This is a genomic window from Lentzea sp. DG1S-22 (genome assembly GCF_036321065.1).
Lineage (GTDB): Bacteria > Actinomycetota > Actinomycetes > Mycobacteriales > Pseudonocardiaceae > Lentzea > Lentzea jiangxiensis.
The window spans coordinates 3,290,050-3,306,181 of sequence record NZ_CP143276.1; the positions used below are offsets into that span (position 1 = coordinate 3,290,050).

Annotated in this window: 12 protein-coding genes; 8 read left to right on the forward strand and 4 right to left on the reverse strand. The window is 71.0% G+C overall.

Annotated features, from left to right (window positions below; genetic code table 11):
• The first annotated feature begins 273 nt into the window (after window positions 1–273).
• Window positions 274–429 carry a hypothetical protein gene (locus V1227_RS14380; protein WP_329793061.1) on the forward strand — a complete coding sequence of 52 codons (156 nt, stop codon included), beginning with the start codon at window positions 274–276 and terminating at the stop codon, window positions 427–429.
• 58 nt (window positions 430–487) lie between these two features.
• On the opposite strand, the gene mshC is transcribed toward V1227_RS14380, so the two are convergent.
• Window positions 488–1,726: a cysteine--1-D-myo-inosityl 2-amino-2-deoxy-alpha-D-glucopyranoside ligase gene (mshC, locus tag V1227_RS14385; RefSeq protein ID WP_329793062.1), complete on the reverse strand. Its 1,239-nt coding sequence runs from the start codon at window positions 1,724–1,726 to the stop codon at window positions 488–490.
• A 160-nt stretch (window positions 1,727–1,886) separates the two neighbouring features.
• Here mshC and V1227_RS14390 point away from each other — a divergent pair, with 160 nt between their 5' ends.
• Genes V1227_RS14390 through ctaD form a run of 4 tightly spaced genes read left to right on the forward strand, consistent with a single transcriptional unit; the run spans window position 1,887 to window position 9,759 of the window.
• Window positions 1,887–2,678, forward strand: coding sequence for a slipin family protein (locus V1227_RS14390; RefSeq protein ID WP_329793063.1), 792 nt, complete (start codon window positions 1,887–1,889; stop codon window positions 2,676–2,678).
• A 58-nt stretch (window positions 2,679–2,736) separates the two neighbouring features.
• Window positions 2,737–6,633, forward strand: a complete 3,897-nt coding sequence (locus tag V1227_RS14395; protein WP_329793064.1) for an AAA family ATPase — start codon at window positions 2,737–2,739, stop codon at window positions 6,631–6,633.
• A complete protein-coding gene (locus tag V1227_RS14400) occupies window positions 6,633–7,958 on the forward strand; it encodes an esterase/lipase family protein (RefSeq protein WP_329793065.1) in 1,326 nt (441 codons plus the stop codon). The genes V1227_RS14395 and V1227_RS14400 overlap by 1 nt, the downstream gene beginning before the upstream one ends.
• A 37-nt stretch (window positions 7,959–7,995) precedes the next feature.
• Complete coding sequence (gene ctaD, locus V1227_RS14405) at window positions 7,996–9,759, forward strand: aa3-type cytochrome oxidase subunit I (RefSeq protein ID WP_329793066.1); 1,764 nt, start codon at window positions 7,996–7,998, stop codon at window positions 9,757–9,759.
• Here the strand turns inward: ctaD and V1227_RS14410 are convergent, their stop codons facing one another.
• A complete protein-coding gene (locus V1227_RS14410) occupies window positions 9,760–10,572 on the reverse strand; it encodes an SCO6745 family protein (RefSeq protein WP_329793067.1) in 813 nt (270 codons plus the stop codon).
• Window positions 10,573–10,698: 126 nt separating this feature from the next.
• On the opposite strand from V1227_RS14410, the gene V1227_RS14415 reads away from it, so the two are divergent.
• A complete protein-coding gene (locus V1227_RS14415; protein WP_329793068.1) occupies window positions 10,699–11,265 on the forward strand; it encodes a DUF4240 domain-containing protein in 567 nt (188 codons plus the stop codon).
• 105 nt (window positions 11,266–11,370) lie between these two features.
• Here the strand turns inward: V1227_RS14415 and V1227_RS14420 are convergent, their stop codons facing one another.
• Both V1227_RS14420 and V1227_RS14425 read right to left on the reverse strand, forming a co-directional pair.
• A complete protein-coding gene (locus V1227_RS14420) occupies window positions 11,371–13,299 on the reverse strand; it encodes a vWA domain-containing protein (RefSeq protein ID WP_329793069.1) in 1,929 nt (642 codons plus the stop codon).
• Window positions 13,296–14,687: a sigma 54-interacting transcriptional regulator gene (locus V1227_RS14425; protein ID WP_329793070.1), complete on the reverse strand. Its 1,392-nt coding sequence runs from the start codon at window positions 14,685–14,687 to the stop codon at window positions 13,296–13,298. Before V1227_RS14425 ends, V1227_RS14420 begins: the two co-directional genes overlap by 4 nt.
• A 155-nt stretch (window positions 14,688–14,842) precedes the next feature.
• Between V1227_RS14425 and V1227_RS14430 the strand changes: the two genes are divergently transcribed.
• Together V1227_RS14430 and V1227_RS14435 are read left to right on the forward strand one after the other, a co-directional pair.
• On the forward strand, window positions 14,843–15,268 hold the full coding sequence (locus tag V1227_RS14430) for a YcxB family protein (protein ID WP_329793072.1): 426 nt from the start codon (window positions 14,843–14,845) through the stop codon (window positions 15,266–15,268).
• A gap of 60 nt (window positions 15,269–15,328) precedes the next feature.
• Window positions 15,329–16,126, forward strand: a complete 798-nt coding sequence (locus V1227_RS14435) for a hypothetical protein (RefSeq protein ID WP_329793074.1) — start codon at window positions 15,329–15,331, stop codon at window positions 16,124–16,126.
• Window positions 16,127–16,132: the final 6 nt, after the last annotated feature.

Below are 16,132 nucleotides of genomic sequence, written 5' to 3' on the forward strand. Positions count from 1 at the left end.
GACAAGCCCGCTGGCACCGGATCACTGCGGCAACGGGGAGAGTCGAATGGGCTGTTCAGCAAGACGCCAGAGGAGATCGCAGCGCGGGAAGCCGCTCGCGAACGCCGCGCGGCCGAAAAGGAGGCCGAACGCTTCGCCGCGTCGCCGGCCGGGCGAGCACGTGCGACAAAGGAGCAGGGCCTGAAGCTCTTTCAGATCTCGCTCGACCTCACAGGTACGTCTCTCTTCGACAAGGCGCACCTACCGCGGAAGAACAGCGAGCACACCCAGGCGTTGAACGACATCGAGGCCGAAGGCTGGAAGTTCGAGGCCGTCTCGACGACCTTCGTCCCTGACAGCACCACGATCACCGCGAACCATCACCTGGATGGATCCACCGGAACGACATCCGGCACCGTGCTGGCCACGTACGTGTTCAGGCTCGCCTGATCCGCCGCGTCACCGGCCACTCGGTGGCCGCCGAGACGACGGCCACCGACCAGCCCTCTTAGAGCTCCACGCCCAGCAAGGCGTCCACAGCCGTGCGGACCTGCGACGGCCCGTGCTTGTCCGAACCGCCGTGCGCCAGCGCCTCGTCGGCCCACGCGTCGACGGCCGCCAGGGCGCGCGGCGTGTCGAGGTCGTTGCCCAGGTGGTCGCGCAGCCGCGTCACGGTGTCCACAGCGGACGGTCCGGACGACAGCTCCGCGGCGCGGCGCCACCGGGCGAGGCGGGTCAGCGCCTCGTCGAGCAGGGCCCGGGTCCACGGGCGGTCGGCGCGGTAGTGGCCCGCCAGCAGGGCGAGGCGGATGGCGTTCGGGTCGACCTTCTCGGCGCGCAGCTTCGAGACGAAGACCAGGTTGCCGCGCGACTTCGACATCTTCTCGCCGTCGAGGCCGATCATGCCCGCGTGCACGTAGTGGCGCGCGAACGGGTGCTGGCCGGTCTGGGCCTCGGCGTGCGCGGCCGAGTACTCGTGGTGCGGGTAGATCAGGTCGGAGCCGCCGCCCTGCACGTCGAAGCCGGTGCCGAGGCGGTTGTGGGCGATGGCGCTGCACTCGATGTGCCAGCCGGGGCGGCCCTCGCCCAGTTCGGACGGCCACGACGGTTCGCCGTCGCGCTTCATGCGCCACAGCAGGGCGTCGAGCGGGTGGCGCTTGCCGGGGCGGTCGGGGTCACCGCCGCGTTCGGCGAACAACCGGAGCATGGTCTCCTCCGAGTAGTTCGACTCGTAGCCGAACCGCCCGGTGGCGTTGTGCTCGAAGTAGACGTCGGGGTACTCGGGGTCGTCCACGCGGTAGGCGTGACCGTCGGCCACGAGCTTCGCGACGACCTCGACGATCTCCGGGATCGCCTCGACGATGCCCACGTAGTCCTGCGGCGGCAGGACGCGCAGCGCCTCCATGTCCTCGCGGAACAGGGCCGTCTCGCGCATGGCGAGCACCACCCAGTCGTCCTTGTCCCGCAGAGCCCGCTCCAGCAGCGGGTCGTCGACATCGGTGACGTTCTGCACGTAGTGCACGTTGTGACCGTTGTCGAGCCAGACGCGGTGCACGAGGTCGAACGCGAGGTAGGTCGCGGCGTGGCCGAGGTGAGTCGCGTCGTACGGCGTGATGCCGCAGACGTACAACCTGGCGGTGTCTCCTGGAGCCGTGGGGCGCACCTCGCCCGTAGCCGTGTCGAACAGCCGCAGCGGGCGGGGGTCCCCCGGAACCCGCGGCACAGGAATCGATGACCAGGTTTGCATGCTTCCGACATTAACGCGTGCCGCCGAGTGGAGTGCACTTCCCGGTTGTCGGAACCACCACGCCGGCCGGGCCCGGCCAGAGGGCCGGAGCTGCTGAAAATTGTCGGACCCGAGGCGTACCGTGGCAGGTCAAGGGCATTCGCCGGGAAAGGCGGGTCTCATGGTCTTCTTCGAGATCCTCGGCGGCATCGTCGTGCTCGGGGGCATCGGCCTCGCGACGAGCGCCAGGGTGATCAAGCAGTTCGAACAGGGACTGGTGTTCCGGTTCGGCAAGCTCCAGCAGGCCGTGCGCGGGCCTGGGCTGACGATGCTCGTTCCCGGGGTGGACCAGCTCCGGAAGGTCAACATGCAGATCGTCACCCTGCCCGTGCCGGCGCAGGACGGCATCACGCGCGACAACGTCACCGTGCGCGTCGACGCCGTCGTGTACTTCAAGGTGCAGGACCCGGCGAAGGCCGTCATCAACGTCGAGGACTACCGGTTCGCGATGTTGCAGGTGGCGCAGACGTCGCTGCGGTCGATCATCGGCAAGAGCGAGCTCGACGACCTGCTGTCCAACCGCGAGCGCCTCAACCAGGGCCTGGAGCTGATGATCGACACTCCCGCGATCGAGTGGGGCATCGACATCGACCGGGTCGAGATCAAGGACGTGGCGCTGCCGGAGAGCATGAAGCGCTCGATGTCGCGGCAGGCGGAGGCCGAACGCGAGCGGCGGGCGCGCATCATCACCGCGGACGGCGAGCTGCAGGCGTCCAGGAAGCTCTCGGAGGCGGCCGGGACGATGGAGGAGACGCCCGGCGCGCTGCAGCTGCGGCTGCTGCAGACCATCGTGGAGGTGGCGGCGGAGAAGAACTCGACGCTGGTGCTGCCGTTCCCCGTGGAGCTGCTGAGGTTCCTGGAGAAGAACACGAACGCGGAGCTGCCCAAGGACACGAAGGACTCGTCCATGTGAGTTACCCGGAGTAACGCCCCTCTCGCACGGACGACGTGTGGACAGGGGGTAGTGGCGCATGCGGGAAAGGGTCAGGAACAGGTTCGTCGGCATCGGCGTCGGCTCCTACGAGTCGGTGCAGCCGCTGCAGCACGCCGTGAGCGACGTGCGGGAGCTGCACGCCCTGCTCAAGGGCTACGACGGCGACCCGCTGGCCGACCCGACCGAGGCCGAGGTCCGCGCGCACCTGAAAGGCCTGCAGACGGCACCGCAGGACGGCGGCGCGCTCGTGGCGCTGTGGAGCGGGCACGCGATCCCCGCGGCGAGCAACCTCCGGCTCCTGGCCAAGGACAACACCGGCAACCTCGACGGCATCACGCTGCACGACTTCGCGGTGTCGTGCGCCGCCTCGGGGGCGCGGCAGGTGCTCATCATCATCGACGCCTGCTACTCCGGCACGCAGCTCGACGAGGCCGTCCGGACGATCGCGGAGATCCAGAGCGAGCTGCTGACGGGTCAGGTGCACTGGGCAGGCGTGCTCGTGTCGTGCTCCGACATCGAAACGGCCCGTGACGGCCTGTTCGGCGGGAAGTTGCGCAAGCTGCTGCGTGCGGGGCCGACGGCCGATGAGGACGCACGGCGGTGGAGCGACCGCACGGCGTTCGTCGACGGCAGCGCGGTCGGGATGGCGCTGCTGAACGCGTGGGACAGCGACGTCCAACGGCCGCGCTTCATGCAGTACGGCTCGGCACAGCCGATGCTGCCGAATCCGCTCTACGCCGCGAACACGGTGGTGAAGCACCTCTTGCTCGCGGCACGTGGTGGCGACTCGACGTCCGGCCGGTCGTGGTTCACCGGCCGCACCGCCGAGGTCGACAGGGTCGTGAGCTGGGTGAGGTCCGGGGTCCCCGGGCTGCGGGTGGTCACCGGGTCGCCGGGCACCGGCAAGTCCGCGGTCGTCGGCCGGGTCGTCAGCCTGTCCAACCCCGCCGAGCGCGACCTGCTGCTGACGACCGGGCCGCCGTTCCGGCACGCCGACCCCGGTCCCGACTCGGTGGACGCGGCCGTGCACGCCCGCGCGATGGACGCCGACCGCGTGGCCGACCTGCTCAGCCGCCAGCTCGTCGCCGCGGGCCTGGTCGCCGCGCCGGAGGGGCCGCGGCGGGGTGCCGCCGAGCTGGTGGGCGTCGTCAGCGCGTTGCCGACGCCGCCGGTGCTCGTCGTGGACGGCCTGGACGAGGCGCGCGGGGAGTCGTTCTCGATCGCCACCTCGCTGCTGACCAAGCTCGCGGCCTGCGCGGTCGTGATCGTCTCGACGCGCCAGGCCCAGCGGGTCGCGGGCGGCGCTCCCCTGCTGACCGAGCTGTCGCCGGTCGAGGTGCTCGACCTCGACCGGACCGGCAGCGAGACCGACGTCCGCGAGTACGTCCTGGCACGCCTGGGCGCCGGCGCCGCGCAGTCCACTGTGGACGAGCTGGCGAAGCTGCCGTTCCTCACCGCGTGGATGATCACCGACCAGGTGCTGGCGGACGGCGGCGCCGACCTGAAGCTGTCGCTGGACGCGGCGTTCGAACGCGAACTCTCGAAGGTTCCATCGGCACGTGCGCTGCTGACGGCACTGACGTGGAGCTACGGCGCCGGATTCCCCGAAGCGGAGTGGATCGCGGTCGCACGGGCGTTGGCGGGGCTGGACTTCACGCGGGACGACATCACCGCGGTGCTCACCGAGCTGGGCCGTCACGTCGTGCAGGACGGCGAGGAGGGCACGGCGGTCTTCAAGCTGACGCACCAGACGTTCGCGGACCACCTGCGGCCACCGTTCGCGCCGAGCCGGGACGAGGTCTTCGCACCGGATGCCGAGAAGGTCGCATGCGCGCTCATCGAGCTGTATCGGCAGCGCATCGAGGCCGGAGTGCCGCCGAACGTGCCGGGATACCTGTGGAAGTACGCGTGGCGGCACTGCGGACATGCGGGCACACGGGCGTTGGACGGGCTGCGCGCTCTCGCGGTGGCGAACCGGATGTTGTTGCCGGACATCGCTCTCGCGGCTACGACGGCGGCGAACGAGCTGATGCACTGGGGTCGTGGCGATGAGGCCATTCCGCCGTTGGAGGAGGCGGCCGACCACTTCCGCGCGCTGGTGCCGGAACTGCGGATGTACCTGGCGGACCTGGCGTTCGTGCTGAACAAGCTCGGCCGGCGGTTCCGCGAGGCGGGACGGCTCCAGCAGGCCGTGGGGCCCGCCGAGGAGGCCGCGGTGCGCTACCGGGAGCTGGTGGCGGCGACCCCGACGACGGCGGAAAGCCTGACGCACAAACGGCTGGCGCAACGCATCGCGAAGACGACGACGCACGGCGGTGACAACCGGACGTACGCGGCACACCTCAGCGGCGCGTTGGTGGACCTGAGCGATACGTACGCGATGCTCGGACGTAGGCAAGATGCGCTGTCCACGGCTCGTGATGCCGTCGCGGCCGTTGAGTCCGATGCTCCCCTTGCGCGCGCGATGACTTGTCTTGCCGCGCGGTGCAGCGAGTCCGGGCTGCGGTACGAGGCCATGCACCGGTCGAAGCAGGCCGTCGAGCTGTTCTGGGCACTCGCGCAGACGAACCCGGTGTTCCTCGCGGACCTCGTCAGCGGGCTCGTCGAGCTGAGCCGCGACTACCTGGCGCTCGGCAGGCTGGCCGACGCCGACGGCGCGACCCGGCAGGCCGCGGAGATCAGCGGCACGCTCGGCAGGCACGCGGCGTTCCGCCCGCAGCTCGCCGACGCGGCGCTGAGCCTGAGCGTCGCCCACAGCATGGTCGGCCGCACCGACGCCGCTCTGACCGCCGCCCGGCAGGCCGCCACCCTCGCCGAGGGCCAGCGGATCCACGCCCAGGCCCTGCACAACCTGATGCGCCGCCAGCGCGACGCGGACAAGCCCGCCGAGGCGCTGGAGACCGGTGAGAAGACCATCGAGGTCTGCCTGCTGCCCGAGAACGCCGACCGCCTCTCGACGCTGGCGGCGGCGCTGTTCACCCTCGACACGCTCTGCGCCGGCCTCGGGCAGCCCGAGACCGTCGAGAGGGCCTGGGAGCGGGTGACCGCGCGGTTCACCGGCCCGCACCTCGCCACGCTGCTGATGCTGCGGGCGGCGGCCACGTCGGCGGGTGATCCGGCGGCGGCGAAGTGGCTCTGCCAGGCGCTGGCGCACGTCGGCCAGTCCCGGCAGACGATCCACGACGTGCACGACATCGCGCGCCGCCACTACGACTCGGGTCCGTGGCCGTGGGACACGACCCCGGACTGGCTGACGGTCGACCGGACGCTGCTGCGGACCGCCCGCGCCTGGGTGTTCGCGCGCTCGTACGCCGAGGAGTGCGCGGTCCTGCTGCGCCACCCCGAGCTGCTGTCGGCCGACGCCGACGTCGCGGTGACGGAGGCGCTGTACGGCACGAGCCTGATCGAGGCGCAGGTCATCCAGTCGCGGCGGGCCACCGCGCGGCAGAAGGGCGTCGAGCTCGCCTACCGGCCGTGGCTGCTCGCCAGCCTCGCGGACGAGTTCGTCGACGCCACCCCCGCCCGCCGCCGCGAGCTGCTCGCCACGCGGCGGGCCGAGCTGCTGGACAAGGAAGTCCTCAAGAACGTCCGCGACAACCGGCCCGTGCACGCGTTGCTGCTGCTGGCCGGGCAGGACGCCGAGGTGCTCGACCGCGTGCTGGACGCCGTGGAGGACCCCGCCCGCGCCACGGAGGTCTTGCGCGAGCTGGCGGCGTCCGCGTCACCTCAGGCGCTGACCCAGGCCGTGACGGCGTTGGAGCCGCACGCGCTGGCCGCGCTCTACAAGGTGGTCGCGCGCGCCCGGGCCGGTGACGAACGGCTGGCGTTGCCCGTGCCGGACCAGCGTCTCGCGTGGATCCGCGAGCTGACCCACCTGGTGCCTGCGAACCTCGCACTGCTCACCCTCATCCGCAAGCTCGCCGAGGAGTCCTGATGAGCGATCTGGTCGTCGTCCTGCCCGGCATTCTCGGCAGCACGCTCCGCAACGCCGACGGCATGGTCTGGGAGGTGTCGCCCAAGGCCGCGTTGCGCGCCGTCCTGACGCTGGGCCGCGGCCTGAAGCAGCTGAAGCTCCCGGCCGGCATCGGCGACGAGCACCCCGGTGACGGCGTCGAGCCCGTGGGGCTGATGGCGGACCTGCACGTCGTTCCCGGCATCTGGACGCCGCTCAAGGGCTACGACCGGGTGACGCGCAGGATGAACTCGCTCGGCTACACCGTCGAGAAGGGCAACCTGGTTCTCTTCGCCTACGACTGGCGGCTGTCGAACCGCTACAACGGCGCGCTGCTGGCCCGGCGGGTGGACGAGGCGCTGGACCGGATCGGCCCGGACGCCAAGGTCAGCTTCGTGTGCCACTCGATGGGCGGTCTGGTGGCGCGGTGGTGCGTCGAGCAGTGCGGGATGGCCGAGCGGACCGACAAGCTGATCACGATGGGCACGCCCTACCGCGGGGCCGCCGCCGCGCTGGACCAGCTGGTCAACGGCGTGCGCAAGGGCCTCGGGCCGCTGGCGGTCGACCTCACGGAGTTCGCGCGGTCGATGCCGTCGCTGCACCAGCTGCTGCCCGAGTACGCCTGCATCGAGACGCCCGGCGGCCTGGTGAAGACGACCGAGACCTCGTTGCCCGAGCTGGACACGAAGATGGTCGCGGACGCGATGGCGTTCCACGACGCGTTGACCGACTCGTTCGCCGACCGCACGTACGCGATCCTCGGCGGTAAGCAACCCACGGCGACGACGGCGCGTATCGCCGACGGCAAGGTCACCTGCTACCGGACGTACGAGGGCGAGGAGTTGTACGGCGACGCGACCGTGCCGATGGTCGGCGCCGCACGGCGTGGGCTCGCGTTGTCGTCAAACACGCTGCATCGCGTGACGGAGCAGCACACGTCGTTGCAGGACAACGCCGCCGTACTGGACGCCGTCGAGTCGTTCCTGACGGCCAAGGAGATCGTCCCGCGCACCATCACCGACACGGAACCGCAGGTCAGCGTGCCCGACCTGGTGCTGGCCGGCGAGGACGTGGAGGTCACCGTCGAGCTGAGGAACACGACCGTACGGGCGTTGAAGGTCGCGGTGCTCGACGAGAACGGCAGACAGCTCGAATCGCGCAGCCCGGCGATATCCGAGAGCATGGCGATCAAATTCGGCGGATTGGCCCCCGGCGCCTACTACGTTCAGGTCAGCGGCATAAGAGCAGGCGCTCCGGTCGTTCCGGTGACGTCCGCGGTGCTGGTCATGGATTGCCCCGCGGTCTGACCGGGAGGACGATTGTCCCCTGCACGGAGGAGGCGCGATGACCACGATCAAGCCAACGCCCGTAATCCCCCACCCCGGGGCGGCGCGCGCACGGCCCAAGGGCTCGTACTTCCTCTCGCTGTTCAGGACGACGGATCCCAAGCAGATCGGGATCATGTACCTGACCACGTCGTTCGTGTTCTTCATGATCGGCGGCGTGATGGCGCTGCTGATGCGCGGCGAGCTGGCGCGGCCTGGCATGCAGTTCCTGTCCAACGAGCAGTACAACCAGCTGTTCACCATGCACGGCACGGTGATGCTGCTGCTCTACGCGACGCCGATCCTGTTCGGGTTCGCCAACTTCGTCCTGCCGTTGCAGATCGGCTCGCCGGACGTCGCGTTCCCCCGCCTCAACGCCTTCTCGTACTGGCTGTACCTGTTCGGCGCCATCATCGCCGTCGCGGGCTTCGTGACGCCCGGCGGCGCGGCGGACTTCGGCTGGTTCGCCTACACGCCGCTGTCGTCGGCGGTGCACTCGCCGGGCGTCGGCGCGGACCTGTGGATCATGGGCCTCGCGGTGGGCGGCCTGGGCACGATCCTCGGCGCGGTCAACATGATCACGACGGTCGTGTGCCTGCGGGCGCCCGGCATGACGATGTTCCGGATGCCCATCTTCACCTGGAACATCCTGGTGACGTCCGTGCTGATCCTGCTGGCGTTCCCGATCCTCACGGCCGCGCTGATGGGCCTGGCGGCGGACCGGCACCTCGGGGCGCACGTGTTCGACCCGGCCAACGGCGGCGTGATCCTCTGGCAGCACCTGTTCTGGTTCTTCGGCCACCCCGAGGTCTACATCGTCGCCCTGCCGTTCTTCGGCATCGTGACGGAGGTCTTCCCGGTGTTCAGCCGCAAGCCGCTGTTCGGCTACAAGGGCCTGGTGTTCGCGACGCTGGCGATCGCGATGCTGTCCGTGGCCGTGTGGGCGCACCACATGTACGCCACCGGCGCGGTGCTGCTGCCGTTCTTCGCGCTGATGACGTTCCTGATCGCCGTGCCGACCGGCATCAAGTTCTTCAACTGGATCGGCACGATGTGGAAGGGGCAGCTGACGTTCGAGTCGCCGATGCTGTTCTCGATCGGCTTCCTCGTCACGTTCCTCTTCGGCGGCCTGTCCGGCATCCTGCTGGCGTCACCGCCGCTCGACTTCCACGTGTCCGACACGTACTTCGTGGTGGCGCACTTCCACTACGTGCTGTTCGGCACGATCGTGTTCGCCACCTACGCGGGCATCTACTTCTGGTTCCCGAAGATGACCGGCCGGTTCCTCGACGAGCCGCTGGGCAAGCTGCACTTCTGGACGACGTTCATCGGCTTCCACGGCACGTTCCTGGTGCAGCACTGGCTGGGCAACGAGGGCATGCCGCGCCGCTACGCCGACTACCTGCCGTCGGACGGCTTCACGTTCCTCAACACGTTCTCCACGATCGGCTCGTTCATCCTCGGCGCGTCCGTGCTCCCGTTCGTGTGGAACGTCTTCCGCTCGTACCGCTACGGCGAGCCGGCCCCGCAGGACGACCCGTGGGGCTACGGCAACTCGCTGGAGTGGGCGACGACCTCGCCCCCGCCGCGGCACAACTTCAAGGAACTGCCGCGCGTCCGCTCGGAGCGCCCGGCGTTCGAGCTGCACTACCCGCACATGGTCGAGCGGATGCGCGAGGAGGCGCACTTCTCCCTCACCCACCCCGACAAGCACCGGGTGGGCAAGGACGAGACGACGGAGAAGGCGCTCGCCTCGACGCACCGCGACGACGAGCCGGAGTAGCTAGCGCTTGCCGGGCAGCAGACCACCGTCGACGACGGCCTTGCTCAGCGGTGCGGCGAGCTCGACGAACCGCTGCTTCTCCTGGTCGGACAGGACGTCGTAGGCGGGCGCGGCCATGCGGTCCGTGTCGTCCTCGATGCCCTGCCGCAGCTCGCGTCCCTTGTCGGTGAGGAGCTGGTCCTCGCCGACGAGCCCCCGGTGCTGCAGGTCCTCGACCGTGGCGTTCCACTGCTCCTGCGACCACGCACGCGTCTTGCGCAACGTATCGGCCGGATAATCGCCCGTCGCGGCGTGCAGCACCAACGCCTCGATGCCGGTGATGTTGTGCCTCAGCAGAGCCGCGAGGTGCCCGTCGCCGCGGAACTCGCGCAGCAGCGTCTGGGCGTGGAAGAGCTGCAGGAGCGTCTCGTCCGGCCAGGGCAGGCTCGCGTGCGCGGCGAACAGCGTGCGCCCGTGCGGCATGTCCTTCGACCGCTCGGCGGCGCGCTTGGCCAGCTCGGTGATCTCCTCGAGGTCGTCGGGCAGCACCTTGCGCAACGCCTCGTCCGCCGCCTCCCAGCGCAGCTCGAGGACGCGCTGCGGCGTGACCTTCTCCCACACCTGCGGGACGCGCGCCCGCACGAGGTCGGGGTTGAAGTTGTAGAACGTCGCGATCACGACCTCGGGCCCGACCGCGCCCATCGCCGCGGCGCGTGACGCGAAGTACCCACCGGGCCGGTCGAGCCCGGCGCTCGCGTACCGGGAGTCCGCCTCGGGGGCGAAGTAGATCATTCCGTGCACGGCTTCGAGCGAGCGGAACAGAGTCTTGATCATAATTACAACCTAGCGGTGCGGCCCGGCCCGGCGGCGAGCGAATGAGCGCCTCGTGGCACTGATTCCCCGGCGACGTTCCGAGCCACACCGCTGGAACGCCACGGCTCGCAAGTCGGGCTCCGGAAAATGTCAGACCCCTCTGCCAAGCTCTTCGCCGTGGACCCGAACACCTTCTGGAAGCTCATCGCCGACGCGAGAGCGAGCGTCGCCGACCCGTCCGACGGCTACGAGGTGGCCGCCGCCGCGGTGGCGCTGCTCGCCGAGCGCCCGCCCGCCGAGATCATGGCGACCCAGCAGGTCCTGTGGGACCTGCTCGCCGCCTCCTACCGGAACCCGTTGTGGGCGGCGGCGTACGTCATCAACGGCGGCTGCTCGGACGACGGCTTCGACTACTTCCGCGGCTGGCTCCTGACGCAGGGCGAGGAGACCTACCACGCGGCGCTGGCCTCACCCGACTCGCTGGCGGACCTGCCGGCGGTCGTGGCCGCCGCCGAGTCCGGCGAGGATCTCGAGTGCCAGGAGGCACTGTCGATCGCCTGGAACGCCCACATCAAGGCAACCGGCATGCAGCTGCCGCAGGACGCCTTCCGGATCCGCTACCCGGAGCTCGACCCGGACTGGGACTTCGACTTCGAGGACAGCGCCAGGCTGGCCCCCCGGCTGCCCCGCCTGGCCGCGCTCTACGACCTCTGACACGGCCCCGCGACGGCACGCGGGGAAGAGCGGGTACGGCGCCGGGGCGCCCGGAAGCCGCTGCCCGCCTCCCCGCTCCTCGCCGACCACGAGGCACGGGGACCGTCACCGCCGCCGGCGCCGAGACCTCAGGTAGTCGCTGACCACAGCGGCTCCGAGCCCCTCCTCGTCGGCCGACACCACCCGGCCACCGCCCCGCCGCGCCACGATGTCGACGAACGCCGCCAGCCGGGGGTCGTCCCCCAGCTTGAACACCGAGATCGTCGCCCCGAGCCGCGCGAGCGCGTCGACCTCGTTCAGCGTCTTCGCCAACGTCCGGGGCAGCGGCGGGTAGTTGAACTCCGCGTCCCCGTCCGGTTCCAGGTGCGCCGTCGGCTCGCCGTCGGTCACCACGAGGACCACCGGCTGCGCGTCCGGATGCCGCCGGACGTGCCGCCCGGCCAGCAGCAGTGCGTGGTGCAGGTTCGTGCCCTGCTCCCACACGCCTTCCAGTGCCGTCAGCTGACCGATGTCCACGGTCTCGGCGTAGCGCCCGAAGGTCACCAGCTGCAACGCGTCCGTCCGGAAACGGGTGCGCACGAGGTGGTGCAACGCGAGAGCCGTGCGCTTCATCGGCACCCAACGCCCGTCCTGCACCATCGACCAGGAGGTGTCCACGCACAACGCGACGGCCGCACGTGTCCGGTGTTCGGTCTCGGACACCTCGAGGTCCACGACGTCCAGGGACATCGAGCCGGAGCGCAGCACGGAGTTGCGCAGCGTTCGCGGCACGTCCCACGGCTCGGTGTCGCCGAACTGCCACGGCCGCGTCGACCCGGTCAGCTCGCCCGCGGCACCGGCCGACGACGTCTCGCGCGACCCCTGCGACGAGCGGAGCTGGTCCACGACACCGCGCAGGGCCGTTTCCCCCAGGCGCCGCAACGCTTTCGGCGTCAGCTTCAAGGAGCCGTCGGGGGCGCGCTCCACGATGTTCTGCGAACGCAGCGCCTTCTCCAGCTCGGCCAGCCGACGGGCGTCGACCGCGGCCGACTCGCCCAGCTGCCGTTCGAGCGCCTCGAGGTCGATGTCCTCCAGGCGGGCGCCGGGGTAGGACTGGGAGAGCTGCTCGGCCAGGGCGTCGAGCTCGGCGAGGTCGGCCATCGCCTGCGCGCCCTCGCCGAGACCCAGCGGGTCCTGGCCGCGGAAGCGCGCGGACGACGTCCAGTCCTCACCGGGGCGCAACCGCTGCAGCAGCGAGTCCAGAGTGGACAGCGAAGAGCCGATGCCGCCGAAAGCCTGCTGGGACAACGCGGACAGCTCGGCGCGCTGCTCCTCGGTCATCGAGTTCATCATGCGTTGCGCTGCGGCCGAGCGGGCGGCCAGCGCGTCGATGAGCTCGTCGACGTCGCGGGGCTTTTCGGGGAAGAACTCGCCGTGCTTGCGCATGAACTCGTCGAACTGGCGCGGCGTGTCCGGCGAGCCGGCGGCGTGCGCCTCCAGCAACGAGTTCAGGTCGCGCAGCATGCGCTGGATGCGCTCGACGTCACGCGAGTCCACGTTGGACAGCGCTTCCTTCATGCCCTGGAAGCGCTGGTCCAGCAGCTCGCGGCCGAGCAGGTCGCGGATCTGCTGGAACGCCTCGCGGGCCTCCTGCGAACGCCAGTCGTAGGACGACAGCTCCTGCACCGCCGCGGCGGTGCCCGGTGGCAGGGCGTCGAGCTGCGCCTCGCGGAAGCGCGCGTCGTCGGACGGGTCCGGGAACAACGCCCGGCGTTCGGCCTCCAGAGCCTTGCCGAGCAGCTGCGCGACCTCGGTCAGCGTGCCGTCCAGCCGGTGCCGGCGCTGGATGGCGGACCTGCGCTGCCACAGGCGCGACGTCAGGTCGTCGAGGCCGCGGGTGCCGTCGACGCCGCGGCGCAGCAGTTCGCGCAGGGCGGACGACGGCGACGCGCCCTCCATGACCTCGCGGCCGAGCTCGTCCACGGCCGCGCGGAGGTCGACGGGCGGCGCCAGCGGATCGGCGCCGCCGCCCCAGCGTCCGTAGCGGTATCTCATCCGTACACCGATCGGTCGTCGTCGGAGGAGTTGTCCTTCGACAGGTGGCGGGTCAGGTAGAGCGACTCGAGGGCCAGTTCCACGGCCGACGCGATGCGCCCGACGGGGTCCTTCGGGCCCGCGCCCAGACGGGCCGCCACCTCGTGCAGGACCGGCAGCTCCGGCAACGCCGCCAGCAGGTCGCCCGCGTGCACGCGGTCGCCGGTCGCGACGGGGTGGCCGTCCGAGACGGCCTCGGCGAGCGCGCGGAGGTTCAGCCCGGCCAGGCGGGCGCGGGCGGTGTCGGCGATCGAGCGGCGCAGCAGGTGCACGAGCACCTCTTCCTCGCGGCCCTCCTCCCCCGCCTCGAACTCGAGCTTGCCGCGCAGCACGTCCGGCACCGACTCGAGGTCGACCGGGCGCGCGATGGCGGGCGTCTCGCCGATCAGCGCGGACCGGCGCAGCGCCGACGCGGCGACGGTTTCCGCCGCCGCGATCGCGAACCGGGCCGAGACACCGGAGCGCTGGTCGATCGACGACGACTCGCGCAGGTGCCGCACGAACCGGGCGATGATCTCCAGCAGGTGGTCGCCCACCTCGGCGACGAGCTCCGCCTCCTGGCGGACCATGTCGACCTCGGTGTCGACCTCCAGCGGGTAGTGCGTGCGCACCTCGGCGCCGAAGCGGTCCTTGAGCGGCGTGATGATGCGGCCGCGGTTCGTGTAGTCCTCGGGGTTCGCGGTCGCCACGAGCAGCACGTCGAGCGGCAGCCGCAGCGTGTAGCCGCGGACCTGGATGTCGCGCTCCTCCATGACGTTGAGCAGCGCCACCTGGATGCGTTCGGCCAGGTCCGGCAGCTCGTTGATCGCGATGATGCCGCGGTGGGCGCGCGGGAGCATGCCGTAGTGGATGGTCTCCGGGTCGCCGAGCGAGCGGCCCTCGGCGACCTTCACGGGGTCGACGTCGCCGACCAGGTCGCCCACGGACGTGTCGGGCGTCGCGAGCTTCTCCGCGTAGCGCTCGTCGCGGTGCCGCCACACCACCGGCAGGTCGTCGCCGAGCTCGGCGGCACGCCGCCGCGACTCCGGAGTGATCGGGTCGAGCGGGTGTTCGCCCAGCTCGGAGCCCTCGATGACGGGGGTCCACTCGTCGAGCAACGAGATCAGGGTGCGCAGCAGCCGGGTCTTGCCCTGCCCGCGCTCACCGAGCAGGACGACGTCGTGGCCTGCCAGCAGCGCGCGTTCGAGCTGCGGCAGCACCGTGCGGTCGAAACCGACGATGCCGGGCCACGGGTTGCGCCCCTCGCGCAGGGCCGCGAGGAGGTTCTCCCTGATCTCGGTCTTGACGCCGCGCGGCAGGTGCCCGGCGGCGCGCAGTTCGCCCGCCGTGCGGGCCAGGTTCTGGGTCACGCGGTCGACGCTACGCACCGAATCCGGACCCGTCGATGTGGAGCAACTCCAGGCGCGGCCGGACGCCGTGCGCCAGAATGCGGGGCGACATGAGTAGCAGCGTTGATTTCAGGTGGGCCCCATCACCGGCGGACTGGCGTGCCAGCCTGCGCGCGATGGTGCCGATGTTCAGGTGGGCGCCGTGGTTCGCGCTCGTGTTCGCGGTGAGCTCGCTCGTGCTGCTGTTCGGCTTCGAGGACACGGTCGTCGTGGCGGTCTTCGGCCTGGTGTGCGCGCTGGTCATCGGGTTCATGGAGCCGGTCGCGGTGTGGTGGCGCTTCTCGTCGGACGAGATGATCAGCCGGACCGTGGTGGGCAGCGCCGACGACCAGTCGTTCCGGATGGCGGTCGGGCGCTCGATCCGCGAGGAGATCGTCTGGGACGAGCTGCCCGGCTGGACCGAGACCCGGCAGGGCTTCGTGCTGGACACCCTCGGCGAGGGCGCGGCGTCGCTGTCCGTGCCGCACCGGGCGTTCGCGTCCGACGAGGACCTGACGTCGTTCCGCGCGCTCCTGCGACGGCACATCGGCCCGGCGAAGTAGGTGCCCCTGATCGGGCACACCGGGTGGGGCTCCCGGCGCCCGGCCACGTAATCTCGTCGGGTGTCCTGTGCAAGTGCCACGCTGGTCGTGTGGACGTCGGGATGGCTGCACGGTCTGGCGGCCGCCGACGACGTCCTCGACGCCCTGCACACGTGGGCCGAGCAGCACGAGGTGGTGGCCGACGACGACGGCACCGCCACGGCGCTCGACCTCCCCGGTCCCGACGAGGCCCCGGTGGGTCCCGCCCTGCTGCTGGCCGCCCTGCGGCGCGCGGGCGCGACCTCCGCGAGGATGGTCCTACCGGTACCGGGCGACGTCCGGGGCCTCGGCGGCAAGGGGACGCTCGCGACCTGCGCGCTGCGCTCCGGCGAGGCGCTCGTGGTCTCGTCGGTCCACATCGGCCTCGTGCCGAAGATCGTCGCCGACGGCGTGATGCGCTGGACGGTGTTCGACCTGCCGTCCTCCACGGGCCTCGAGCACATCCCGATCGGTGAGGCCGAACACGGCCTGGGCGCGGCCCTGCGCGGCGCGACGGCCGCCCTGGCCGCCCTCGACGTGGCGAAACACCGCCCGAACGTGCGCAAGGAGATCGCCGACCTGGCCGCGGAGAACTCCGCGCTGCCCTGGCCCGACGCCATGCCGCCCCGTGCCCTGCGGGTGCTGCAGCGCGCCGCGGAGGTGGACGCGATCGTGCAGGTGGCGCGGTCCGACTCCTCCGGCGGGGCGCTGTCGGCGTCGGCGATCACGGCCCGCACCGAGGCGCTGCGCCCGGTGTCGGAGGCCGTGCGGCGGGCGCGGTGCGCGGCGGTCGACGAGGCCGTGCGCGTGCTCGCGGACAGCGGCGCCGGCCGGCACTGACGTTCG